The 22,064-nt window shown below is 64.2% G+C and carries 18 protein-coding genes; 10 read left to right on the forward strand and 8 right to left on the reverse strand.

Features of this window, described 5'->3' with window-relative positions; all coding sequences use genetic code 11:
* The first annotated feature begins 34 nt into the window (after positions 1 to 34).
* On the forward strand, positions 35 to 1,174 hold the full coding sequence (locus tag CAF92_RS13620) for an MFS transporter (protein ID WP_085601128.1): 1,140 nt from the start codon (positions 35 to 37) through the stop codon (positions 1,172 to 1,174).
* 131 nt (positions 1,175 to 1,305) lie between these two features.
* Here the strand turns inward: CAF92_RS13620 and CAF92_RS13625 are convergent, their stop codons facing one another.
* Positions 1,306 to 2,862 carry a phospholipase D family protein gene (locus CAF92_RS13625; RefSeq protein ID WP_085601129.1) on the reverse strand — a complete coding sequence of 519 codons (1,557 nt, stop codon included), beginning with the start codon at positions 2,860 to 2,862 and terminating at the stop codon, positions 1,306 to 1,308.
* 60 nt (positions 2,863 to 2,922) lie between these two features.
* A complete protein-coding gene (locus CAF92_RS13630) occupies positions 2,923 to 4,353 on the reverse strand; it encodes a PLP-dependent aminotransferase family protein (protein ID WP_178081790.1) in 1,431 nt (476 codons plus the stop codon).
* Between the two features lie 178 nt (positions 4,354 to 4,531).
* On the opposite strand from CAF92_RS13630, the gene CAF92_RS13635 reads away from it, so the two are divergent.
* On the forward strand, positions 4,532 to 4,762 hold the full coding sequence (locus CAF92_RS13635; RefSeq protein ID WP_039612328.1) for a DUF1127 domain-containing protein: 231 nt from the start codon (positions 4,532 to 4,534) through the stop codon (positions 4,760 to 4,762).
* A gap of 144 nt (positions 4,763 to 4,906) precedes the next feature.
* On the opposite strand, the gene CAF92_RS13640 is transcribed toward CAF92_RS13635, so the two are convergent.
* Positions 4,907 to 6,199 (reverse strand): FAD-binding oxidoreductase, encoded by a 1,293-nt coding sequence (locus tag CAF92_RS13640; RefSeq protein WP_085601131.1) that lies wholly within the window; start codon positions 6,197 to 6,199, stop codon positions 4,907 to 4,909.
* 199 nt (positions 6,200 to 6,398) lie between these two features.
* Between CAF92_RS13640 and CAF92_RS13645 the strand changes: the two genes are divergently transcribed.
* Positions 6,399 to 6,752, forward strand: coding sequence for a YkgJ family cysteine cluster protein (locus CAF92_RS13645; protein WP_013974780.1), 354 nt, complete (start codon positions 6,399 to 6,401; stop codon positions 6,750 to 6,752).
* Position 6,753: 1 nt separating this feature from the next.
* On the opposite strand, the gene dadR is transcribed toward CAF92_RS13645, so the two are convergent.
* Entirely contained in the window at positions 6,754 to 7,242 is a 489-nt protein-coding gene (dadR, locus tag CAF92_RS13650) for a transcriptional regulator DadR (RefSeq protein WP_003258963.1), read from the reverse strand.
* A gap of 156 nt (positions 7,243 to 7,398) precedes the next feature.
* Here dadR and dadA point away from each other — a divergent pair, with 156 nt between their 5' ends.
* From dadA to CAF92_RS13675, 5 genes are all read left to right on the forward strand, one after another.
* Complete coding sequence (dadA, locus tag CAF92_RS13655) at positions 7,399 to 8,703, forward strand: D-amino acid dehydrogenase (RefSeq protein ID WP_046613683.1); 1,305 nt, start codon at positions 7,399 to 7,401, stop codon at positions 8,701 to 8,703.
* Between the two features lie 146 nt (positions 8,704 to 8,849).
* The gene (gene alr, locus CAF92_RS13660; RefSeq protein ID WP_046613682.1) at positions 8,850 to 9,923 is read left to right on the forward strand and encodes an alanine racemase; all 1,074 of its coding nucleotides are present in this window, start codon (positions 8,850 to 8,852) and stop codon (positions 9,921 to 9,923) included.
* A gap of 109 nt (positions 9,924 to 10,032) precedes the next feature.
* Positions 10,033 to 10,581 carry a cupin domain-containing protein gene (locus CAF92_RS13665; protein WP_013974777.1) on the forward strand — a complete coding sequence of 183 codons (549 nt, stop codon included), beginning with the start codon at positions 10,033 to 10,035 and terminating at the stop codon, positions 10,579 to 10,581.
* A 154-nt stretch (positions 10,582 to 10,735) separates the two neighbouring features.
* Positions 10,736 to 11,140: a cytochrome c5 family protein gene (locus tag CAF92_RS13670; RefSeq protein ID WP_085601149.1), complete on the forward strand. Its 405-nt coding sequence runs from the start codon at positions 10,736 to 10,738 to the stop codon at positions 11,138 to 11,140.
* Between the two features lie 210 nt (positions 11,141 to 11,350).
* On the forward strand, positions 11,351 to 13,213 hold the full coding sequence (locus tag CAF92_RS13675) for an acetyl-CoA hydrolase/transferase C-terminal domain-containing protein (RefSeq protein ID WP_085601132.1): 1,863 nt from the start codon (positions 11,351 to 11,353) through the stop codon (positions 13,211 to 13,213).
* 120 nt (positions 13,214 to 13,333) lie between these two features.
* Here the strand turns inward: CAF92_RS13675 and CAF92_RS13680 are convergent, their stop codons facing one another.
* Both CAF92_RS13680 and rep read right to left on the reverse strand, forming a co-directional pair.
* The gene (locus CAF92_RS13680; RefSeq protein WP_009683322.1) at positions 13,334 to 13,906 is read right to left on the reverse strand and encodes a xanthine phosphoribosyltransferase; all 573 of its coding nucleotides are present in this window, start codon (positions 13,904 to 13,906) and stop codon (positions 13,334 to 13,336) included.
* A 65-nt stretch (positions 13,907 to 13,971) separates the two neighbouring features.
* The gene (gene rep, locus CAF92_RS13685) at positions 13,972 to 15,981 is read right to left on the reverse strand and encodes a DNA helicase Rep (protein ID WP_046613680.1); all 2,010 of its coding nucleotides are present in this window, start codon (positions 15,979 to 15,981) and stop codon (positions 13,972 to 13,974) included.
* Positions 15,982 to 16,235: 254 nt separating this feature from the next.
* Here rep and CAF92_RS13690 point away from each other — a divergent pair, with 254 nt between their 5' ends.
* Positions 16,236 to 17,903: a bifunctional diguanylate cyclase/phosphodiesterase gene (locus tag CAF92_RS13690; RefSeq protein ID WP_046613679.1), complete on the forward strand. Its 1,668-nt coding sequence runs from the start codon at positions 16,236 to 16,238 to the stop codon at positions 17,901 to 17,903.
* A 100-nt stretch (positions 17,904 to 18,003) separates the two neighbouring features.
* Here the strand turns inward: CAF92_RS13690 and CAF92_RS13695 are convergent, their stop codons facing one another.
* Positions 18,004 to 19,392, reverse strand: a complete 1,389-nt coding sequence (locus CAF92_RS13695) for a NorM family multidrug efflux MATE transporter (protein ID WP_085601133.1) — start codon at positions 19,390 to 19,392, stop codon at positions 18,004 to 18,006.
* A gap of 155 nt (positions 19,393 to 19,547) precedes the next feature.
* Between CAF92_RS13695 and CAF92_RS13700 the strand changes: the two genes are divergently transcribed.
* Entirely contained in the window at positions 19,548 to 20,474 is a 927-nt protein-coding gene (locus tag CAF92_RS13700; RefSeq protein ID WP_046613677.1) for a LysR substrate-binding domain-containing protein, read from the forward strand.
* Between the two features lie 194 nt (positions 20,475 to 20,668).
* Here the strand turns inward: CAF92_RS13700 and CAF92_RS13705 are convergent, their stop codons facing one another.
* Positions 20,669 to 22,063, reverse strand: a complete 1,395-nt coding sequence (locus CAF92_RS13705; RefSeq protein ID WP_046613676.1) for a VOC family protein — start codon at positions 22,061 to 22,063, stop codon at positions 20,669 to 20,671.
* Position 22,064 lies beyond the last annotated feature (1 nt).

Consider the following 22,064-nt stretch of genomic DNA (forward strand, 5'->3'; position numbering starts at 1 on the left):
TTTGCTGTTCAAGAATTCTGCCTGGGAGGCTGCAATGCGTTGGGGTACCTACTTCGCCGTACTGGCATCGGTGCTGAGCGTCGGGCTGGCACTCGGCGTGAGCATGCCGCTGGTATCCCTGCGCCTGGAAGCCTGGGGCTACGGCAGCTTCGCCATCGGCGTGATGGCCGCGATGCCGGCGCTGGGTGTACTGCTGGGTGCCAGCCTGGCCAGTCGCCTGGCCGGCTGGGTCGGCGTGCCCTCGGCCATGCGCCTGTGCCTGTGGGGCGGGGCGCTGTCGATCGGCCTGGTCGCACTGCTGCCTAGCTACCCGCTGTGGCTGCTGTTGCGCCTGCTGATCGGCATGTCGCTGACTGTGGTGTTCATCCTCGGCGAAAGCTGGATCAACCAACTGGTGGTCGAGCAATGGCGTGGCCGCCTGGTGGCGCTGTATGGCAGCAGCTACGCCCTCAGCCAGTTGGCCGGGCCGCTGGTGCTGGGCTTTCTCGGCTCGGATGACGACTTCGGCTTCTGGGCCGCGACCGGCCTGCTGCTGGTCGCGCCGCTGATTCTCCTTGGCCGTGGCGGTGCGCCCAGCACAGAGGCTTGCAGCGTCACCTTCGGCGACCTGTTCGCCTTCTGCCGGCGTTTGCCGGTGATCGCCTGGGCCATTGCCCTGTTTGCCTCGTTCGAGGCAATGATCCTGACCTTGTTGCCGGTGTATTGCCTGCAGCAGGGCTTCAGCACCGAAATCGCCCTGTTCATGGTCAGTACCGTGGTGGTGGGCGATGCGGTGCTGCAGCTGCCCATCGGCGCGCTGGCCGATCACATGTCGCGGCGTACCCTGTTCACCGGCTGTGCGGTGACCCTGCTGGTATCCAGCCTGGCGATTCCGCTGCTGCTGCATACACCGGCGATCTGGCCGTTGTGGGTACTGTTCGGCGCCAGTGCCGGGGGCTTGTTCACCTTGTCGCTGGTGCTGATTGGCGAGCGCTACCGCGATGATGAACTGGTGCGGGCCAATGCCCATGTGGCGCAGCTATGGGGTATTGGCTGCCTGCTCGGGCCGTTGTTGGCCGGGGCAGGCAGCCAGTGGATCAGCGGGCATGCGTTGCCGTTGCTCATGGCTGCGGGGGCTGCGGGGTTGGTGGTGTTGACCCGGCGGCGCGGGGCCTTCGAGCCTGCTTCTGCCTGAGGCATTTTTGGGGCCGCTTTGCGGCCCATCGCGACGCAAGGCCGCTCCCACATTTGTTCGGCGTACGCTGCACCTTTGTGGGAGCGGCCTTGTGTCGCGAAAGGGGCGCAGAGCGCCCCCAGCAATCGCCGCTACAACATCTTCTCCAGGCCAACCGCCTTGCTGATCCAGGCATTGAACCGTCGCCACATCCCACCCGGTTCGGACGTGAGCATGCGCCGCCTGCCATTTTCCTCTGTCACCCATACCATCTGGTTACCCACCAGCATCGGCTGGTAGCTCAAGGCCGGGGCCATGCCCTGTACCGCCAGCGCGCGGGTGTACTCGGCCAACTCCGGACTGTCCACCAGCACCCCGACCTCGGTATTCCACAACACCGAACGCGGATCGAAGTTGAACGAGCCGATGAAGGTCTTGCGCCGGTCGAACACGATCGCCTTGCTGTGCAGGCTCGAGTCCGAGCTGCCGTGGAAGCTCAAGCTGTGCCGGGCGCTGGGGTCGCCGGGTTGGCGACGCAGCTCGTACAGTTGCACGCCATGCTCCAGCAGCGCCCGCCGATACGGCGCATAGCCGCCATGCACTGCCGGCACGTCGGTAGCCTCAAGCGAGTTGGTCAACAGCTTGACCGAGATGCCCGCGTCGGCGCTGTGGGTCAGGTACAGCAGGCCGGACTCGCCGGGTACGAAGTACGCAGATACCAGGATCAGTTCGTGTTGCACCTTGCTCAAGTCAGGGGCCAATTGCTGAGTCAGCAGTAGTTGCGGGTCCGGTTCGTCATCGGCCAGCACTTTACTTGGCGCATCCCACAGCGCCTGGGCATGGGCCCAGATCAGCTCGTTGCGCCACACATCCAGGCGTGGCTGCGACTGGTAGGCCATCAAGCGGTCATACAGGGCTTTGCGCTGGGTCCTGGCTTCGGCCAGCGAGACTTCCAGGCGGTGGCGGCTGGCGCGCAGGTCGCTGGCGTCCGGGTCGCGCCAGAGGAAGTCGGTAATCGGCCGGCTCAGGGCGCTGTTCCAGTATTGGTCGAAGCTGTGACCAAGCTGTTCGGCCACCGGGCCGACGCCCAGCAAGTCGATGTCGGTGAAGTTGAGGTTGGGTTCGGCATCGAAATACTCATCGCCCAGGTTGCGCCCGCCGACGATGGCCATGCTGTTGTCCACCAGGAACAGCTTGTTGTGCATGCGCCGATGCTGACGCGACAGGTTGAAGAGGCGGCCAACCGCACGCGTCACGCCGGTGCTGCGGCCCAGGTGCAGCGGGTTGAACACACGTATCTGAATGTTCGGGTGGGCATCGAGAGTGCCCATGATGACGTCCAGGCCGTCGCTGGTGGTGTCGTCGAGCAGAATGCGCACGCGCACGCCCCGGTCGGCGGCGCGCAGCAGTTCATGCACCAGGGCGCGGGTGCTGAGGCCATCGTGGACGATGTAGTACTGTAGATCGATGCTCGCCTGGGCGTTGCGGATCAGTTCGGCGCGGGCGCGGAACGCCTCGTTGCTGTTGGGCAGCAGGCGAAAGCCCGAGCGGCCACCATAGGGCGCGGCCTGGCGCAGTACCGAGCGGCCGAAGGCCGAGTCGTTGGCGGGTAGCGCCTGGCTGGTTTCGCGGGGCGTGCCGACGTTGGCACAGCCGGCAAGGCCGAGCAGTAGCACCAGCAGCAGAGGCAGAGCTCGCTGGAGTCTCAAGGGTAGATCGTCCTGTGCAGCAAAGGCTTGATAGGTTGGACCGTGGCGGGCAGCGCAAAGTTACGCGCCGGCGGTTTCTTCATCCAGTAGACGAAGGGCGGTTTCACCCACCTTGCGCACGGCGGCTTCGATCTGCGGCGTCGGCCGCGCGGCGAAGTTCATGCGCAGGCAGTGGCGGAACTTGCCCGACGCCGAGAAGATGCTGCCCACGGCAACCTGCACGTCCTGCTCCAGTAAAGCGCGGTTCAGGCGCAGCGTATCGAAATGTTCAGGTAATTCCACCCACAGCATGAAGCCACCTTGCGGCCGGCTGACCCGGGTGCCCGCCGGGAAGTAGCGAGTCACCCAGTCGCTAATCAGGTCGCGGCCACGCTGGTACTGGCTGCGCATGCGCCGCACGTGGGGTTGGTAGTGCCCGCCGGCGATGAAGTCGGCAATGGCTAACTGCGGCTGGCTGGCCGTGCTGCCGGTACTGATGTACTTCATGTGCAGCACCCGCTCCAGGTAACGACCGGGCGCGACCCAGCCTATTCGCAGGCCGGGGGCGAGGGTCTTGGAGAACGAACTGCAAAGCAGCACGCGGCCGTCGTCGTCAAACGACTTGAGAGTACGTGGGCGCGGGTAGGTGTAGGCCAGGTCGCCGTATACATCATCTTCGAGTATCGCCACGTCGTAGCGCTGGGCCAGGCTCAGCAGGGCCTTCTTGCGGGCCTCGGGCATGATGTAGCCGAGCGGGTTGTTGCAGCTGGGGGTGATCTGGATGAGCTTGATCGGCCACTGCTCCAGGGCCAGTTCCAGCGCCTCGAGGCTGATGCCGGTGACCGGGTCGGTTGGGATTTCCAGGGCTTTCATGCCCAGGCCCTTGAGGGTCTGCATGGCGCCGTGGAAGCTGGGGGAGTCGACAGCGACGATATCGCCCGGCTCGCATACCGCGCGGATGCTGCATGACAGCGCCTCATGGCAGCCGGTGGTTATCACCAGGTCGCCCGGGCCCAGGCGGCAGCCGGAGTCGAGCATCAGCCGGGCCACCTGTTCGCGCAGGGCCAGGTTGCCGTGGATGTTGTCGTAGTACAGGCCGGGCATGTCCTGCCGCCTGCTCAGCTGGGCGAGGCTGCGCAGCAGTGGCTTGAGGGTGGGGCTGTCGATGTCGGGCATACCGCGGCCTAGCTGGATCACTCCTTGGCGTGGGGTGCTGCGCACCAGTTCCAGCACCTGCTCCCATTGCGAGATGTCCACCGGGCGCTGGGCCGGGCGGCTGACGGCGGGCAGGGCCGGCAGGTGACGGTGGTCGTTGACGAAGTAGCCGGACTTGGGCCTGGGCGAGACCATGCCGCTGTCTTCCAGCATGCGGTAGGCCTGCTGCACGGTGCTCAGGCTGACCCCGTGCTCCACGCTCAGGGCGCGCACTGACGGCAGGCGCTGGCCGGGGCGGTAGAGGCCCTGTTCAATGCGCGCACCGAGCAGTTCGGCAAGGTTCAGATAAAGGGTCACGGCATACTCCTTCGCTGCAATAGCGTGGCGACCAGTACAGTTGCGCCGAAAATACAGCATTCAGTAGGCCTGCGGCCAATTCTGTATGGGAATAATAAGGCTGTATTGGATCTGTATTGCGGGTAATGCCGAAGCGCATGCTTTCTTCACGGTATCAACTGAACGAGAGGATGCGGTGATGGGTGGCATGAGCGATGTGCGCTTGCAACTGTTGGCCAAGGAACTGGAAGCCGGGCAGCAAGCAAAGGTGTTCAACGCGCCGGAAGGTTTGGGGCGTTGGGGGCTGATGCTGCATCGCTGGCACACCCGCAGGGCGCTGCTGCAGTTGACCGATGACGAGTTGCGCGATATCGGGCTGAGCTGGGAGCAGGCCCGGACCGAGGGGCGTAAGCCCTTCTGGAAAGATTGATGCGATCGTTGTGGGAGTGGCCTTGTGTCGCGAAAGGGCCGCACAGCGGCCCCAGGATATTTGCATCGCTGCATGAATTGCCGGGGCTGCTTCGCAGCCCTTTCGCGACGCAAGGCCGCTCCCACAAGGGGCAGTGCGCAGCTTTCAGATCAGCTCTTTCAGGCGATGCCACAGCATCCCCAGCGCCAGCAGCGGCGAGCGCAGGTGCTTGCCGCCGGGGAAGGTGATGTGCGGCACCTTGGCAAACAGGTCGAACCGCCCGCTTTCCTGGCCGCTGATGGCTTCGCCGAGCAGACGCGCAGCCAGGTGGGTGGCGTTGAGCCCATGGCCAGAGTATGCCTGGGCGTAATACACATTCGGCTGGCTGGCCAGGCGGCCAACCTGCGGCAGGCGGTTGGCACCGATGCCGATCATGCCGCCCCACTGGTAGTCGATGCGCACGTCGGCCAGTTGCGGGAAAACCTTGAGCATCTTTGGCCGCATGTAGGCAGCGATGTCCTTCGGGTCGCGGCCTGAATAGTGGCAGGCACCGCCGAACAACAGGCGCTGGTCGGCGGACAGGCGGTAATAGTCCAGTGCCACGCGCTGGTCACACACCGCCATGTTCTGCGGCAGCAGTGAATGGGCACGCTCCTCGCCCAGCGGCTCGGTGGCGATGATGTAGCTGCCGGCTGGCAGCACTTTGCCGCCCAGTTCGCGGTTGAGGTCGTTGTGGTAGGCGTTGCAGCACAGCACCAGGGTCTTGGCACGTACCCGGCCCTGGGCGGTGTGCACCTGTACTTCCGGGCCGTAGTCGATGCGTGTGACCTCGGACTGCTCGAACAGCTTCACGCCCAGGCGGCTGGCCACGGCAGCCTCACCCAGAGCCAGGTTGAGCGGGTGCAGGTGCCCGGAGCCCATGTCGACCAGCCCGCCGACATAGCAGTCGGCGCCGACCACGCTGTGGATATCGTCCTTGCCGACCAGGCGCAGTTCATGTGCGTAGCCGAGGCCGCGCAGTTCTTCGGCATCCTCCGCAAAGCCCAGCAGTTCGGCGGGTTTGTTGGCCAGGTCGCAGTAACCCCAGGTGAGGTCGCAGGCGATGGCATGCCTTTCGACCCGCTCGCGGACGATCTGCACGGCTTCCAGGCCCATCAGTTTAAGGCTGCGCACGCCTTCCTCGCCGATGACCGGGAGGAACTGTTCCAGGCCGTGGCCGACGCCACGGATCAGTTGCCCACCATTGCGCCCGCTGGCGCCCCAAGCGAGCTTGCGCGCCTCCAGCAGGATGACCGAGAAGCCGCGCTCGGCCAGTTCGATGGCGGTGTTCAGGCCGGAGTAACCGCCGCCTACGATGCACACGTCGGCGCTGTGCTCGCCTTGCAGGAAGGAGTGGTCGGGGTGTGGCGCGCTGCTGGCGGCGTAATAGGAGGCGGCATGCTGCGCGCTGTGGATCATTGGGCAGGTCCTGAGGCTGGTGGGCTGAGGGGGAGGAGGATAAGCCGGGGCTTTGGGGAGGGGCAACCGGCCTCATCGCCGGCAAGCCAGCTCCCACAGGGTCCGCGTGGCACTTGAGACCGGCGGTGTACCTGTGGGAGCCGGCTTGCCGGCGATTGGCCCTATAATCCAACCTCAGCTCTCAAACTTGTACCTTGCCATGTCCTGCAACCGCCACAAGATCCACTTCCTGCGCGAACTCATCCCTTCCTTCGAGTGCGAGCCCGGCTGCCACGACTGCTGCGGCCCGGTCACAACTTCGGCGGAAGAAATGGCCCGCCTGCCGCGCAAGTCTCAGGCCGAGCAGGACGCCGCCCTGGAGCGCCTGGACTGTGTGCACCTGGGCCCCAACGGCTGCACGGTGTATGAAGAACGCCCGATGATCTGCCGCCTGTTCGGCACCACCCCGCGGCTGGCCTGCCCGCGTGGCCGTGGCCCTGAACAGATGATCGAACCCGCTGCCGAGCAGCTGGTCCACCAGTTCATTGCCACCACCCGCCAGGTGCTGGTCTGACTCAGTCCGGGATCGGCAGGCAAAGGCTCTCCTTCACCTCTTCCATCACGATGTAGCTCTTCGATTCGCGCACGTGCGGCAGCTTCAGCAGGATGTCGCCGAGCAGCTTGCGATACGAGGCCATCTCGGAAATACGCGCCTTTACCAGGTAATCGAAGTCGCCTGAAACCAGGTGGCATTCCAGCACGTGGGGCAGCTTCAGCACAGCGCGGCGGAACTCCTCGAAGGTGTCGCCCGATTTGTAGTCCAGGCTGATTTCCACGAACACCAGCAGGCTGCCCTTGAGGTGCTGCGGGTTCAGGCGGGCGTTGTAGCCCATGATGATGCCCTCGCGCTCCAGGCGGCGGACCCGCTCGGTGCAAGGGGTGGTGGAAAGCCCAACTTTCTCGCCCAGTTCGGTGAAGGAAATACGCCCGTCATTCTGCAGGATACGCAGGATGTTACGGTCGATCTTGTCCAGTTCACGCTTGCTCTGGTGCTGGGTTCTCATAGGGGATGCCCCTCCGTGAAAGGCGATTTTGCCGAGAATTCTCGCCAATAATAGGCTTTTATATAGTGAATTGCACTGCGTTCAAATTCCTATACTGCGCGCATTCATGCCATTTCAATAAAAGTCTGCGGCGCGCCGCGTGCGAGGGATAAAACGATGCGAGTTCTGGTACTTGGTAGCGGTGTGATCGGAACCGCCAGTGCCTACTATCTGGCCCGGCAAGGTTTCGAAGTGACGGTGGTCGATCGCCAGCCGGCGGTGGCCATGGAAACCAGCTTTGCCAACGCAGGCCAGATCTCGCCCGGCTATGCCTCGCCCTGGGCCGCCCCAGGCGTGCCGCTGAAGGCCATCAAATGGTTGCTGGAGCGCCACGCGCCTCTGGCCATCAAGCTCACCGGCGACGTCGACCAGTACCTGTGGATGGCACAGATGCTGCGCAACTGCACCGCCAGCCGTTACGCGGTGAACAAGGAGCGCATGGTGCGACTGTCCGAGTACAGCCGTGACTGCCTCGACGAGCTGCGCGCCGAAACCGGTATTGCCTACGAAAACCGCAGCCTGGGGACTACCCAGCTGTTCCGTACTCAAGCCCAGGTAGATGCCGCAGCCAAGGACATTGCCGTGCTGGAACAGTCCGGCGTGCCTTACGAGCTGCTCGACCGCGACGGCATTGTCCGCGTCGAGCCGGCCCTGGCTGGCGTCAAGGACATCCTGGCCGGCGCCCTGCGCCTGCCCAACGACCAGACTGGCGACTGCCAGCTGTTCACCACCAAGCTTGCCGAAATGGCCGTGAAGCTGGGTGTGGAGTTCCGTTTCGGTCAGGACATCCAGCGCTTGGACTTTGCGGGTGACCGCATCAATGGCGTGTGGATCGATGGCAAGCTGGAAACCGCCGACCGTTACGTGCTGGCGCTGGGCAGCTACTCGCCGCAGATGCTCAAGCCGCTGGGCATCAAGGCCCCGGTGTACCCGCTGAAGGGGTACTCGCTGACCGTGCCGATCACCAACGGCGACATGGCCCCGACCTCGACCATTCTCGACGAGACCTACAAGGTCGCCATCACCCGTTTCGACAACCGCATCCGCGTCGGCGGCATGGCTGAAATCGCCGGTTTTGACCTGTCGCTGAACCCGCGTCGGCGCGAAACGCTGGAGATGATCGTCAACGACCTTTATCCTCGCGGCGGTGACCTGAGCCAGGCCAGCTTCTGGACCGGCCTGCGCCCGGCTACCCCGGATGGCACGCCGATCGTTGGTGCCACGGCGTTCCGCAACCTGTTCCTGAACACCGGTCACGGTACTTTGGGCTGGACCATGGCGTGCGGCTCCGGTCGCCTGCTGGCCGACCTGATTGCGCGCAAGAAGCCGCAGATCAGTGCCGAAGGCCTGGACATTTCCCGTTATGGCAACAGCCCGGAAGTTGCCAAGCACGGGCAGACTGCGCCGGCTCACCAGCAGTAATAGCCTGCACCGGCCTCTTCGCGGCTAAAGCCGCTCTCACAGGGATCGCATGTGCTTGGGCATTGTGCGGTCCCCTGTGGGGGCGGCTTTAGCCGCGAAGAACCCAACACCGTTTTCAACCTGTGAACCACCATAAGGCAGCCGCCATGCGTCCCGCCCGCGCTCTGATCGACCTCCAGGCCCTGCGCCACAACTACCGTCTGGCCCGTGAACTGACCGGTGCCAAAGCCCTCGCCGTGATCAAGGCCGACGCCTACGGTCACGGCGCCGTGCGCTGCGCCCTGGCCCTGGAGGCCGAAGCCGACGGCTTTGCCGTGGCCTGCATCGAAGAAGCGTTGGAGCTGCGCGCCGCCGGTATCAAGGCCCCGGTACTGCTGCTGGAAGGCTTCTTCGAAGCCAGCGAACTGGCCCTGATCGCCGAGCACGACCTGTGGTGCGTGGTGCACTCGCTGTGGCAACTGGAAGCGATCGAAAAGACCCAGCTGCACAAGCCGCTCACCGTCTGGCTCAAGCTCGACAGCGGCATGCACCGCGTCGGCCTGCACCCCAAGGATTACCACGAGGCCTACCAGCGCCTGCTGGCCAGCGGCAAGGTCGCGCGCATCGTGCTGATGAGCCACTTCGCTCGCGCCGACGAACTGGAGGCCGACGCTACCGCCCAGCAGATTGCCGTGTTCGAGGCCGCTCGCCAGGGCCTGGCCGCCGAGTGCAGCCTGCGCAACTCCCCCGGTGTGCTGGGCTGGCCGCAGGCCCCCAGCGACTGGGTGCGCCCGGGCCTGATGCTGTACGGCGCCACTCCGTTCGAAGTGGCCCAGGCCGAGGCCGAGCGCTTGCAACCGGTGATGACCCTGCAATCGCGGGTGATCAGCGTGCGCGAGCTGCCTGCCGGCGAGCCGGTGGGCTATGGCGCCAAGTTCGTCAGCCCAAGGCCAACCCGCGTTGGCGTCGTTGCCATGGGCTATGCCGATGGCTACCCACGCCAGGCGCCCAACGGTACCCCGGTACTGGTCGCCGGCAAGCGCGCCCAACTGATCGGCCGAGTGTCGATGGACATGCTCAGTATCGACCTGACCGATGTGCCGGAAGCCACCGTAGGCAGTCCGGTCGAACTGTGGGGCAAGCATGTGCTGGCCAGTGAAGTGGCGGCGCACGCGGGTACCATTCCGTACCAGATTTTCTGCAACCTGAAGCGGGTACCTCGGGACTACGTCGGCGAATGACACGCTGAAGCGGACAGGTTGAGGGGCGGTGTGTTGTAAATACTGAACGGCATTGCCATGATATCGTTCACATCCACCCCCCTTTCCACCGTTTCAGGAGGCTCCAGCTTTGGACGTCGGCGAACGACTGCAAGCCATCCGCAAGCTCAAGGGCCTGTCCCAGCGTGAACTCGCCAAGCGTGCCGGCGTGACCAACAGCACCATCTCGATGATCGAGAAGAACAGCGTGAGCCCGTCGATCAGCTCGCTGCGCAAGGTGCTGAGCGGCATTCCCATGTCCATGGTCGAGTTCTTTTCGGTCGAACTGGAACCTGAAAGCCCCACGCAGATCGTTTACAAGGCCCATGAGCTGATCGACATCTCCGACGGTGCGGTGACCATGAAGCTGGTCGGCAAGTCGCACCCCAACCGTGCCATCGCCTTTCTCACCGAGGTGTATCCACCGGGTGCCGATACGGGGGCCGAAATGCTTACCCACGACGGCGAAGAAACCGGCATCCTGCTTGAAGGCCGCCTTGAGCTGGTGGTCGGCAACGAGATCTTCATCCTTGAAGAGGGTGACAGCTACTACTTCGAAAGCACCCGCCCGCACCGCTTTCGCAACCCGTTCGACCGGCCGGCGCGGCTGATCAGTGCGGCGACGCCTTCAAACTTTTGATCCAGCGCAGTGCATTGATTCGGCAATACCCCTTTCCTGTGTGGGGTCGTTTCACGGCCTCTGGGTTCCCGCTATACTTTTCAACGCTCGCCGATCCGTGGCCGCGAGCGTGATTAGCCACCATGAGGGTGTTCGCGTGAACCAAATCAAGAAGATGCTGGCCGTACCAGCAGCCGTATTCGCCCTCTGGGCAATGAGCGCAACCGCTGCGACCAGCGATGACATCGCCAAGCGCCTGGAGCCGGTTGGCCAGGTGTGCGTCCAGGGCCAAGAGTGCAAGGGCATGGAAGTGGCCGCCGCCGCTGGTGGCGGTGGTGCCAAGACGCCTGACGAGATCATCGCCAAGCACTGCAATGCCTGCCATGGCTCCGGCCTGCTCGGCGCACCGAAGATTGGCGATACCGCGGCGTGGAAGGAACGCGCCGACCACCAGGGCGGCCTGGACGGCATCCTGGCCAAGGCCATTACCGGCATCAACGCCATGCCACCGAAAGGCACCTGCGCGGACTGCTCGGATGACGACCTGAAAGGGGCGATCAAGAAGATGTCCGGGCTGTGAGAAACAGCTGAATTGCATGAGGCCCGCCATTGATGGCGGGCTCTGTTTTTGTGGTGCCTGTACCGGCCCTTTCGCGGCTAAAGCCGCTCCAACCACCCCTTCAAGCATCACCATACAAGCGGCTTTAGCCGCAAACGGGCCGGCACAGGCAACCAACCCACCTAAGCCCATGTCCAACCCCTGAACCCATGGATGTCTCAGGAGGCCCCGATGCACCTCTGCTCCATCGACCAGGCCGTCGAGCAAGTCCTGTCGCGCCTGCCAGCCCACATCCACATGGGCCTGCCGCTGGGCCTGGGCAAGCCCAACGCCTTCGTCAATGCGCTTTACACCCGCATCCGCGATCTGCCTGAACGGCAGCTGACCATCTACACGGCCCTGTCCCTCGGCCGCCCGCCACTGGGTGACGGTTTGCAACGGCGCTTTCTCGAACCCTTTGTCGACCGCGTTTTTGCCGACTACGAAGAACTCACCTACCTCACCGACCTGCGCAACGACTCGTTGCCATCCAACGTTCGCGTCGAGCAGTTCTTCATGCAGCCCGGCAGCCTGCTGCACAGCGCGTCGGCCCAGCAGAGCTACATCAGCAGCAACTACAGCCACGCCGCACGCGATATCAACTCCAAGGGCCTGAATCTGATCGCGCAGCTGGTGGCCGCCACCCCCGAGAGGCCGGTGCACCTGAGCCTGGCCTGCAACCCCGACATCACCCTCGACCTGCTGCCAATGATCGCCAAGCGTCGCGCCGCCGGCGAGACCATCCTCATGCTCGGCCAGGTGCATGCCGAGCTGCCTTACATGCCGGGTGACGCCGAGCTACCCATCGATACGTTCGACCTGCTGATCGATACAGCCGAGCAACGCCGCCTGTTCTCCACGCCGAACATGCCGGTCAACACCCAGGACCACTGCATTGGCCTGAACGCCAGCAGCCTGGTTCGCGACGGCGGCACGCTACAGATCGGCATTGGTGCCATGGGCGATGCGGTAGCTGCCGCATTGCTGGCGCGCCAGGGTGACAACGCTGGTTATCGTGCCGTGCTCGACGCGCTGGGTGCTGGCTCGTGGCAAGCGCTGATCGAACGGGAAGGGGGGGTGGACACCTTCGTCCAAGGCTTGTACGGCTGCAGCGAGATGTTCGTCAACGGCCTGCTGGCGCTGGCCGAAGCGGGCCTGTTGCGGCGCCCGGCGGACGAGCAGGGGGCGGCAGTGCTGCATGGCGGTTTCTTCCTCGGCCCCCAAGCGTTCTACCAGCGCTTGCGCGACACGCCACTGGAGCAACGTGCACGGTTTGCCATGACTCGTATCAGCTTCATCAACGAGCTGTATGGGCAGGAGGAGCTCAAGCGCCGCCAACGCCGTGATGCGCGCTTCATCAACACTGTATTCGGCATGACCCTGCTCGGCGCTGGGGTGGCCGACCAGCTGGAGGATGGCCGGGTACTCAGTGGCGTGGGCGGACAATACAACTTCGTCGCCCAGGGCCATGCGCTGGAGAGTGGGCGTTCGATCCTGCTGCTGCGCAGCTGGCGTGAGGCGGGTGGGGAGGTGACCTCGAACCTGTTCTGGAACTATGGCCATTGCACCATCCCCCGGCACCTGCGCGATATCGTTGTGACCGAGTACGGCATTGCCGACCTGCGTGGGCAGACCGACAGCGAGGTGATTGCGCGGTTGCTGGCGGTATGTGATTCGCGGTTCCAGCAGGAGCTGATCGAGCAGGCAAAGGACGCCGGCAAGCTGGCCAAAGATTTTCAACTGGAGGCGTGCTTTGCCGACAATACGCCGCAGCGGCTGGAGGCAATCCGGGCGCGGCACTCGCGGTTTTTCCCGGAGTATCCGCTGGGCACGGACTTTACGGCTGAAGAGCGGGATTTGCTGCGGGCACTGAACTGGTTGAAGAGCAAGTTCAAGCTGAGCGAGCTATTGGAGCTGGGCAAGGCAGCGCTGGATGCGCCGGGGCCAGAGGGGTATGCGAGGCATCTTGCGCGGATGCAGCTGGATCAGCCGCAGGGGTTGAAGGAAGAGCTTTACCAGCGGTTGCTGCTGGCTGGGTTGGCGGCAACCGGATGAGTTGCCGGGGCTGCTTTGCAGCCATCGCCGGCAAGCCAGCTCCCACAGGTACTGCGCAAGGCTTGGGTCCTGTGAGTTCCCTGTGGGAGCTGGCTTGCCGGCGATAGGGCCGCTACAGGCTTACTCGATGAAGGTAACCACACCACCTTCCAGCGACTTCACCCGGGCCAGCGACTCAACGCGATAGCCCTGGCTGTCCAGCTCGGCACGGCCGCCCTGGAACGACTTCTCGATCACGATACCCAGGCCGGCCACGGTGGCGCCGGCCTGCTTGATGATCGAGATCAGTGCCTGCGACGCCTTGCCGTTGGCCAGGAAGTCGTCGATCACCAGCACGCGGTCGCTGCTGTTGAGGTGACGCGGCGAGATGGCCACGGTGTTCTCGGTCTGCTTGGTGAAGGAATACACCGAGGCGGTCAGCAGGTTCTCGGTCAGGGTCAGCGACTGGTGCTTGCGGGCGAAGATCACCGGCACGCCCAGTTTCAGGCCAGTCATCACCGCCGGGGCAATGCCCGAGGCTTCGATGGTGACGATCTTGGTCACGCCCGCGTCGGCGAACAGGCGGGCGAACTCGTCACCGATCAGCTGCATCAGCGCAGGGTCGATCTGGTGGTTGAGAAACGCATCGACTTTGAGAACCTGATCGGAAAGCACGATGCCTTCTTCGCGAATCTTCTGATGCAGTGCTTCCACTGTGGTATTCCTCGATGTAACAAAGGTCGCCGCAAATAGCGGCAAAGTTAGAGAGTAATGGTTGATCAGCGTTTGAGCATTGCCCGGATATCGGCCAGGGCGTTGTTGCCGCGTGCGGCCTTTACCTCGACCGGCGCATCGTCCAGGCCTTCCCAGGCCAGGTCTTCCGGTGGCAGTTCGTCGAGGAACCGGCTGGGCGTGCAGTCGATGATTTCACCGTACTGCTTGCGCTTGGCGGCGAAGGTGAAGGCCAGTGTCTGGCGCGCGCGGGTGATGCCCACGTAGGCCAGGCGGCGTTCTTCCTCGATGGTATCGGCCTCGATGCTGGAGCGGTGCGGGAGGATTTCCTCTTCCATGCCCATGATGAACACGTAGGGGAATTCCAGGCCCTTGGAGGCATGCAGGGTCATCATCTGCACACCTTCGGCGTTCTCTTCCTCTTCCTGCTGGCGCTCGAGCATGTCGCGCAGTACCAGCTTGCCGATGGCGTCCTCGATGGTCATGTCACCCTCTTCGTCCTTCTCGAGGGTGTTCTTCAGCGCTTCGACCAGGAACCAGACGTTGCTGATGCGGAACTCGGCAGCCTTGTCGCTGGCAGTCTGCTGGCGGATCCAGTTCTCGTAGTCGATGTCGCGGATCATCTCGTGCAGCGCGGCAATCGGGTCTTCCAGGGCAACCTTGTGGCGCACCCCGTCCAGCCAGTGCTTGAAGCGCTGCAAACGCTCGGTGTAGCGGGCGTCCAGATGCTCGCCCAGGCCAAGCTCCTCGCTGGCGGCGTACATCGAAATGCCACGCTCGGTGGCGTAGTTGCCGAGTTTTTCCAGGGTGGTGGAGCCGATTTCACGGCGCGGTACGTTGATCACCCGCAGGTAGGCATTGTCGTCGTCCGGGTTCACCAGCAGGCGCAGGTAGGCCATCAGGTCCTTGACCTCCTGGCGGCCGAAGAAGCTGTTGCCACCCGACAGGCGATACGGCACCTGGTGGTGCTGCAGCTTCAGTTCGATCAGCTTGGCCTGGTAGTTGCCGCGGTAGAGGATGGCAAAGTCGCTGTACGGGCGGTTGGTGCGCAGGTGCAGGGTGAGGATTTCCATGGCCACGCGTTCGGCCTCGGCTTCCTCGTTCTTGCAGCGGATGACGCGGATTTCGTCGCCCACGCCCATCTCGCTCCACAGCTGCTTCTCGAACGCGTGCGGGTTGTTGGCGATCAGCACGTTGGCGCAGCGCAGGATGCGGCTGGTGGAGCGGTAGTTCTGCTCCAGCATCACCACTTTCAGGGAGGGGTAGTCCTCCTTGAGCAGCATCAGGTTTTCCGGCCGGGCGCCACGCCAGGCATAGATCGATTGGTCGTCGTCACCCACCACGGTGAACTGGTTGCGCATGCCGATCAGCATCTTTACCAGCAGGTACTGGCTGGCGTTGGTGTCCTGGTATTCGTCCACCAGCAGGTAGCGCACGCGGTTCTGCCAGCGCTCCAGCACATCGGGGTGCTCCTGGAACAGCTTGACCGGCAGCAGGATCAGGTCGTCGAAATCCACCGCGTTGAACGCCTTGAGCGTGCGCTGGTAGTGGGTGTAGACGATGGCGGCGGTCTGCTCGCGCGGGTTGCGCGCCTTCTCCAGGGCCTCGGTGGGCAGGATCAGGTCGTTCTTCCAGGCACCGATCATGTTCTTGATCTCGTCGATGCCGTCGTCGCCGGAGTATTCCTTCTGCATGATGTCCGACAGCAATGCCTTGATGTCGGACTCGTCGAAGATCGAGAAACCTGGCTTGTAGCCCAGGCGCTCGTGCTCCTTGCGGATGATGTTCAGGCCCAGGTTGTGGAACGTGCACACCGTCAGGCCTCGCCCTTCCCCCGGGCGCAGCAGGGTGCCGACCCGCTCCTTCATCTCGCGCGCGGCCTTGTTGGTGAAGGTCATCGCCACGATGTACTGGGCACGGATGCCGCAGTTCTGGATGAGGTGGGCAATCTTGCGCGTGATTACGCTGGTCTTGCCCGAGCCTGCACCGGCGAGCACCAAAAGAGGGCCGCCGACATAGTCACGGGCTTCCTGCTGCCGGGGATTGAGTCGGGACATGCTAGAAACCGGGGGTCGCCAGAAAATAGCCGCGCATTCTAACAGGCATGGGGCGTTTGTGGCGCGACCGTCTGACGTCTGAGTCAAATATGTAAACGGGATTTGCCGGCTGGCGCAGTTTCGCGCAGGATGCACGACAAAATACGTCGGGATGCTACACCCGTAAAAACATGTATTAAATTGAAAATCATTTTCATTAATGCAGTAGCATACCCGCCAGTTTCCGTTGCACCGTGAAGCCCTAAGGAGCCCGCTTGTCCACGCCTGTCGAACCATTGCGTTTGCTGCTGTTGGCCGATGAGCCGGAATGGGGGGCGCTGCTGCGCGAGTGCACGCCTGCCCTGGGTGGCAGCGCCGTACTGCTGACGGCGCCGAACTGGGAGTCGGTCGACAGCCTGTTCAACCAGGACCGCCAGGCTGTCGTGCTGGCAACCCCGGCCCTGCAGCCCGCGCCCGGGCGCTGCGAGTTGCCGACCATCCTGCTGCTCGACCACGAGCCCCAGCTAGCGCCCACCGCTGTCAGCGACTGGCTGGTGCGTGACCAGCTCAATGCCGACACATTGCGCCGCTCGCTGCGCCATGTGCGCGAGCGCGGCGTGCTGGTGGCGACCTTGCAGCGCCTGGCCGAGCAGGACCCGCTGACCGGCATCGCCAACCGCCAGGGCTTCCAGGCCTTGCTGACCGCGCGCCTGGCCGAGAATGACGGCCGTGGCCTTGCCCTCGGCCACCTGGACCTGGACAACTTCCGCCACGTCAACGACGCCCTCGGCCACCAGAGTGGCGACCGCCTGATCCTGCAGGTGGTGGCGCGCCTGAAACAGCAACTGGAGGCGGGCGACCAGCTGGCGCGCCTGGGCAGCGACGAGTTCGCCCTGCTGATCGACACCCGACGCGACCCCAATCGTGCCGAATCGATTGCCGAGCGGATTGTCGAGGCGTTGGCCGAACCCTACTGGATCGACGGCGAAAGCCTGCTGCTGGGCTGCAGCCTGGGCTTGGCCCATGCCCGCGCTCAGGGTGGTGCAGACCCGCTGATGTGGCACGCGCACATCGCCATGCGCCAGGCCAAGGGCAGCCAGGGTTGCACGTTCCATGTGTTCAACGAACGCATCAACCGTAACGCCCGCAGCCTTGCCGACCTGGAAAGCGAACTGCGCCGCGCCCTGCGCCGGGACGAGCTGGAGCTGCATTACCAGCCGCGGTTGAACCTGGCCGACGGGCGCATCGTCGGCCTCGAGGCGCTGGTGCGCTGGCGGCATGCCGAGCGCGGCCTGTTGCCGCCAAGCGAGTTCGTGCCGCTGGCCGAGCAGAGCGGCCTGATCGTCCCGCTGGGCTACTGGGTGATTTCCCGTGCCCTGCGCGACATGCAGGCGCTGTGCGAGCGCGGCCTGGAGCCGCTGCACATGGCGGTCAACCTGAGCTTCCGCCAGTTCCAGGACAGCCAGCTGTTGGCGACCTTGAGCCGCCTGATTCTCGAACATGGCGTGGATGCTCGCTGGCTGGAGTTCGAACTGACCGAAACGGCGGTGATGCGCCGCAACGAACTGGTGCGCCAGACCATGGACGCCCTGGGGCGCCTGGGCGTGCGCTTTTCGCTCGATGATTTCGGTACCGGGTTTTCTTCGTTCGTGCACCTCAACAGCCTGCCGATCACCTTGCTCAAGGTGGACCGCAGCTTTGTCGCGGAAATGGAAATGCGCGAGGAGAACCGCAAGCTGGTGCACGCCATGATCAACCTGGCGCACAACCTCAACCTGGAGGTGGTGGCCGAAGGGGTGGAGAGCGAAGAGCAGATGGCGTTGCTGCGCGGGTTTGGCTGTGACCAGGTTCAAGGCTTCCTGGTCAGCAAGCCGCTGCCGGTGGGGGAACTGATGGAGTTTTTGCTGCAGGCGACCGGCGGCCAGTTGGGCGCGGCCCTTTAGGGCCTCTTCGCGGGTTAACCCGCTCCCAAAGGCTTTGCACAGGTTTCAGACTCTGCGCATTCCCTGTGGGAGCGGGTTTACCCGCGAAGAGGCCCGCAAGTCAGGCCGAAGCCGCCGCCGCGCCACCAATCCCGGCCTTGCCCAAGAGCCGCTTCATGCGCCACTCAAAGCCAAAGGTCAGTGCCACCGCTGCGCACGCCAGCCCCAACGCCAGCCCCCACCACACCCCGACCGCGCCACCGCCCAGGGTAAAGGTGAACAGCCAGGCGCTCGGCGCCCCCACCAGCCAGTAGCAGACCAGGCCGATCAGGAAGGTGGTCTTGGCATCCTTCAGCCCACGGATCGAGCCCATCGCGATCGTCTGCATGCCATCGAACAGCTCGAACCACGCAGCCACCATCAGCAACTGCACCGCCAGCTGGAAGATCGCCGCAAATGCCGGGTCGTCACGGTCGATGAACAGCCCCACCAGAGCATCGGGCAGCAGCCAGAACAGCGCGGCGAAGGCAAACATGATCATCGCCCCGAAGCCGATGCCCACCCGCCCGGCGCTGCGTGCCGCCAGCAGGTTGCCAGCGCCGTAGTACAGCCCCACGCGCATGGTCACCGCATACGACAACCCGGTCGGCACCATGAACGCCGTGGAGACGATCTGCAGGGCGATCTGGTGCGCCGCCAGCTCGGTGCTGCCCAGCACGCCCATGCACAGCGCGGCAAAGGCGAACAGGCCGACTTCCACCATGTAGGTGCCGCCAATCGGCAGGCCCAGCCGCCACAGCTCGCGCAGGGCCGGCAACGACGGGCGCGACAGGCCCTTGCGCAGTGGGTAGGCGGCATAGGCCGGGTGCCAGCGGATATAGAGCGCCAAGGCGATGGCCATGCCCATCGACACCACTGCGGTGACCAGGCCGATGCCCATCAGGCCCAGCTTGGGCAGGCCGAACATGCCTTCGATCAGTGCCACGTTGAACAGGTAGTTGAGCACCGTGCCGACCAGGCTGATGACCATCACCGGGGTCGAGCGGCCCAGCGCGCTGGTAAAGCCGCGCAAGGCCATGAAAGTCAGGTAGCCGGGCAGGGCCAGTGGCAGCAGGGTGAGGAATTCGGCGGCCGAGGCAACGTTCTCGGGCTTTTGCCCGAACAGCAGCAGTACCGGCTCCAGATTCCACAGCACGAGCGCAGCGAACAGCGCCAGGCCCCAGGCCAGCCACAGGCCACCCTGCGCCAGGCGGGTGGCGCCCTCGATGTCGTTGGCGCCCTTGCGAATGGCTACCAGGGTGCCGACCGCAGCGATCACGCCAAGGCAGAAGATCGACACGAACGAGTAACTCGCCGCGCCCAGGCCGCCGCCAGCCAAGGCTTGCGGGCTGATGCGGGCCATCATCAGGGTATCGGTCAGCACCATCAGCATGTGCGCCAACTGCGAGGCGATCAGCGGCCCGGCCAGGCGCAGCAAAGCCTTGAGTTCTGTGGTGGGCGCGACATGCATGGGGCAGTCCTTTTCCTGGGGTGATCAACGAAGGGCGATTCTGAGGCTTTGGTCAACTTTGCACAAAAGGATAAAAGCGATCATTGGCATGAGTCTGACTCATGTATATATGCTTTCCGGTGATTCATTTCACAGCCCCGTATGGCAGGTGCCTCATGTCCCGTCAGCTCCCCCCGCTGTATGCCCTGCGCGCATTCGAAGCCGCCGCGCGGCTGAGCTCCTTCACCCGTGCCGGCGAAGAGCTGTCTATTACCCAGAGCGCGGTCAGCCGGCATATCCGCACGCTGGAGGAGCATTTTGCCTGCCGCCTGTTCGTCCGCAGCGGCCGCAGCCTGCAACTGACCGAAGCCGCGCGGGTGTTGCTGCCCGGTGTGCGTGAAGGCTTTGCCGCGCTGGAGCGGGCTTGCGATACCTTGCGCGGTGAGGATGACATCCTGCGCATGAAGGCCCCCTCGACCCTGACCATGCGCTGGTTGCTGGCGCGCCTTAGCCGCTTTCGCCATTTGCAGCCTGGCAACGAGGTGCAGCTGACCAGCGCCTGGATGGATGTCGACCATGTGGACTTCAACCAGGAGCCGTTCGATTGCGCGGTGTTGCTCAGCGACGGGGTGTTCCCGCCGGAATGGGAAGTGCGCAAGTTGTTCCCGGAGCTGCTGATCCCCGTGGGTGCGCCAGACCTGCTCGACGAGGAGCCCTGGGACGAGCGCCGGCTGGCCTGCATAGAGCTGCTGCATCCCACGGTGGACAAACGCGACTGGCGAGAATGGTTGGAGCGCATGGGGCTGAGTGACAAGGTTTCGCTCAAGGGCGGGCAGGTGTTCGACACCCTGGAGCTGGGCATGATTGCCGCGGCGCGTGGCTATGGTATTTCCATGGGTGATTTGCTGATGGTGGCCGAGGATGTGGCGCAGGGGCGCTTGAGCCTGCCTTGGCCGACGGCGGTGCCCAGCGGGATGGATTATTACTTGGTGTGGCCGCGCACTCGGCCAGGGGGCGAGCGGTTGCGGCGTTTGAGCGCGTTTCTGGAAGAGGAGGTGGCGGCGATGGATTTGCCGGATGTGCAGATCCTGCCGCCCCTCTGATTGCCTGTACCGGCCTTCTTCGCGGGCTTGCCCGCTCCCACAGGTTTGGGAGCAACTGTCTGTGTTGCCTGCCCTGGCCTCATCGCCGGCAAGCCAGCTCCCACAGGGACTGCATTTGCCTCAGGCTCGCTGCGATACTGTGGGAGCTGGCTTGCCGGCGATAGGGCCGCGAAGCGGCCCCTGCGATTACAGCCTTACATCGAGCCCAGGTTCAAAGCCTGTGCACACGCCTGCAGCGACCGACGCTCGCTCTGCGCATACAACGCCAGCTCATCCTGCACCTGCAGCCCAAGCGCTGCTTCAAATGCATCGCGGTTGGCGTTGCTGCCGTACTCGGCCTGCGCATCGTCACCCAGGTTGGACTGGAAGATCCCCGCCGCGCTCACCGGCAGGAAGTCCTCGTACACCAACGCCTCGAAGTGCACATGGCCAGCCTCGATCAGCCCTTCCAATGTGGTTGGGCGGCCATCCTGGTCGCGCGCAGCCAAGCCTTTCTCGGTGGCGAAGTAGCGGAAGTAGGCCAGCCCCTGTTCACGCATCTGTGCCAGGTCATCCGGGAATTCGGCAAAGGTGTCCTTCAGCAACGCCATGTAGCGTTCGGCATTGGCCTCGGCCGGGGCGCCACCCAGGGCGGCGCGGGTGGCGTCGAGCAGCTTGTCGTACAGCTGGCGACCTTTCGGCGTCAGCGCCGCGCCGCGTTGCTCGATTTCGCCGAAGCGTGCGGTATGGCTGCCTTCGCTGCCCTGCTGGTCGCTGAACGCTACCTTTTCCTGCAGGGCCTTGAAGCTGGTCTGGCGCAACAGGATCGGGTGACGACGGGTGGGCGGGCCTTCGACCACGGCCTTTGGCGGGATGCCCTTGGCCGGCATGCCGAGCTGGATTGCATCGATGTCCAGGGTGCGCGGGGTCAGGTGGTTGATGTGCGGGCCCTTGAAGGCCACCACATCGGCGATCAGGCGGTGCTGGTCGTGCAACTGCTGGTACTGCTCGGCAGTGACGGTAGCGTCATGGTGCCAGCGGAACGTGTGCAGCGCTTCATGCACGAACGCATCGGCATCGGCGGCGTTCAGGCCACCATCGCGCTCGCATTGGGCGATCAGCTCGAGGGCGCGGGTGGTGAAGATCTGGCGCTTGGCCAGGATGCTTTCTGCCAGCTCGCGCAGTTGCGGGTTGTCGATCAGTTCCAGGCGCAGCAGCGAGGTGAACACGCGGAACGGGCTGACGTGCAGCGACTGCTCGTGCACCGCGCGGAAGGCGGTGGAATGCACCGGCACACCGGCGGAACTGAGGTCGTAGTAGCCGACCGGCTGCATGCCCATGACCGCGAACAACCGGGCGATGGTGGCCAGCTCTGCGGCGGTGCCGACACGGATGGCACCGTGGCGCTCCTGATCCAGGCGCTCGATTTCGCCGGTCCAGCGCAGGGCCTCGGCAACCTCGGGTTGCTGGGCCATGACCTGCTGGTTGATTTCGCTCACCAGCTCCAGCAGCGTGCCGTAAAGGGGCACTTCCTGTTTGTACATGAGCGACATGGCGGCAGAGAACTGCGCGCGGATGCTGTCGGGGCTGACGAAATCGTGGGCGGGCATC

The organism is Pseudomonas sp. B10(2017) (assembly GCF_002113295.1).
Lineage (GTDB): Bacteria > Pseudomonadota > Gammaproteobacteria > Pseudomonadales > Pseudomonadaceae > Aquipseudomonas > Aquipseudomonas pudica.

What these genes read in the sequence shown, in the direction of transcription:
- CAF92_RS13620 (WP_085601128.1), top strand. Translation starts at nt 35, where the DNA reads ATGCGTTGGGGTACCTACTTCGCCGTACTGGCATCGGTGCTGAGCGTC.
- CAF92_RS13635 (WP_039612328.1), top strand. Translation starts at nt 4,532, where the DNA reads ATGGGTGGCATGAGCGATGTGCGCTTGCAACTGTTGGCCAAGGAACTG.
- CAF92_RS13640 (WP_085601131.1), bottom strand. Translation starts at nt 6,199, where the DNA reads ATGATCCACAGCGCGCAGCATGCCGCCTCCTATTACGCCGCCAGCAGC.
- CAF92_RS13645 (WP_013974780.1), top strand. Translation starts at nt 6,399, where the DNA reads ATGTCCTGCAACCGCCACAAGATCCACTTCCTGCGCGAACTCATCCCT.
- dadR (WP_003258963.1), bottom strand. Translation starts at nt 7,242, where the DNA reads ATGAGAACCCAGCACCAGAGCAAGCGTGAACTGGACAAGATCGACCGT.
- dadA (WP_046613683.1), top strand. Translation starts at nt 7,399, where the DNA reads ATGCGAGTTCTGGTACTTGGTAGCGGTGTGATCGGAACCGCCAGTGCC.
- alr (WP_046613682.1), top strand. Translation starts at nt 8,850, where the DNA reads ATGCGTCCCGCCCGCGCTCTGATCGACCTCCAGGCCCTGCGCCACAAC.
- CAF92_RS13670 (WP_085601149.1), top strand. Translation starts at nt 10,736, where the DNA reads ATGCTGGCCGTACCAGCAGCCGTATTCGCCCTCTGGGCAATGAGCGCA.
- CAF92_RS13675 (WP_085601132.1), top strand. Translation starts at nt 11,351, where the DNA reads ATGCACCTCTGCTCCATCGACCAGGCCGTCGAGCAAGTCCTGTCGCGC.
- rep (WP_046613680.1), bottom strand. Translation starts at nt 15,981, where the DNA reads ATGTCCCGACTCAATCCCCGGCAGCAGGAAGCCCGTGACTATGTCGGC.
- CAF92_RS13695 (WP_085601133.1), bottom strand. Translation starts at nt 19,392, where the DNA reads ATGCATGTCGCGCCCACCACAGAACTCAAGGCTTTGCTGCGCCTGGCC.
- CAF92_RS13700 (WP_046613677.1), top strand. Translation starts at nt 19,548, where the DNA reads ATGTCCCGTCAGCTCCCCCCGCTGTATGCCCTGCGCGCATTCGAAGCC.
- CAF92_RS13705 (WP_046613676.1), bottom strand. Translation starts at nt 22,063, where the DNA reads ATGCCCGCCCACGATTTCGTCAGCCCCGACAGCATCCGCGCGCAGTTC.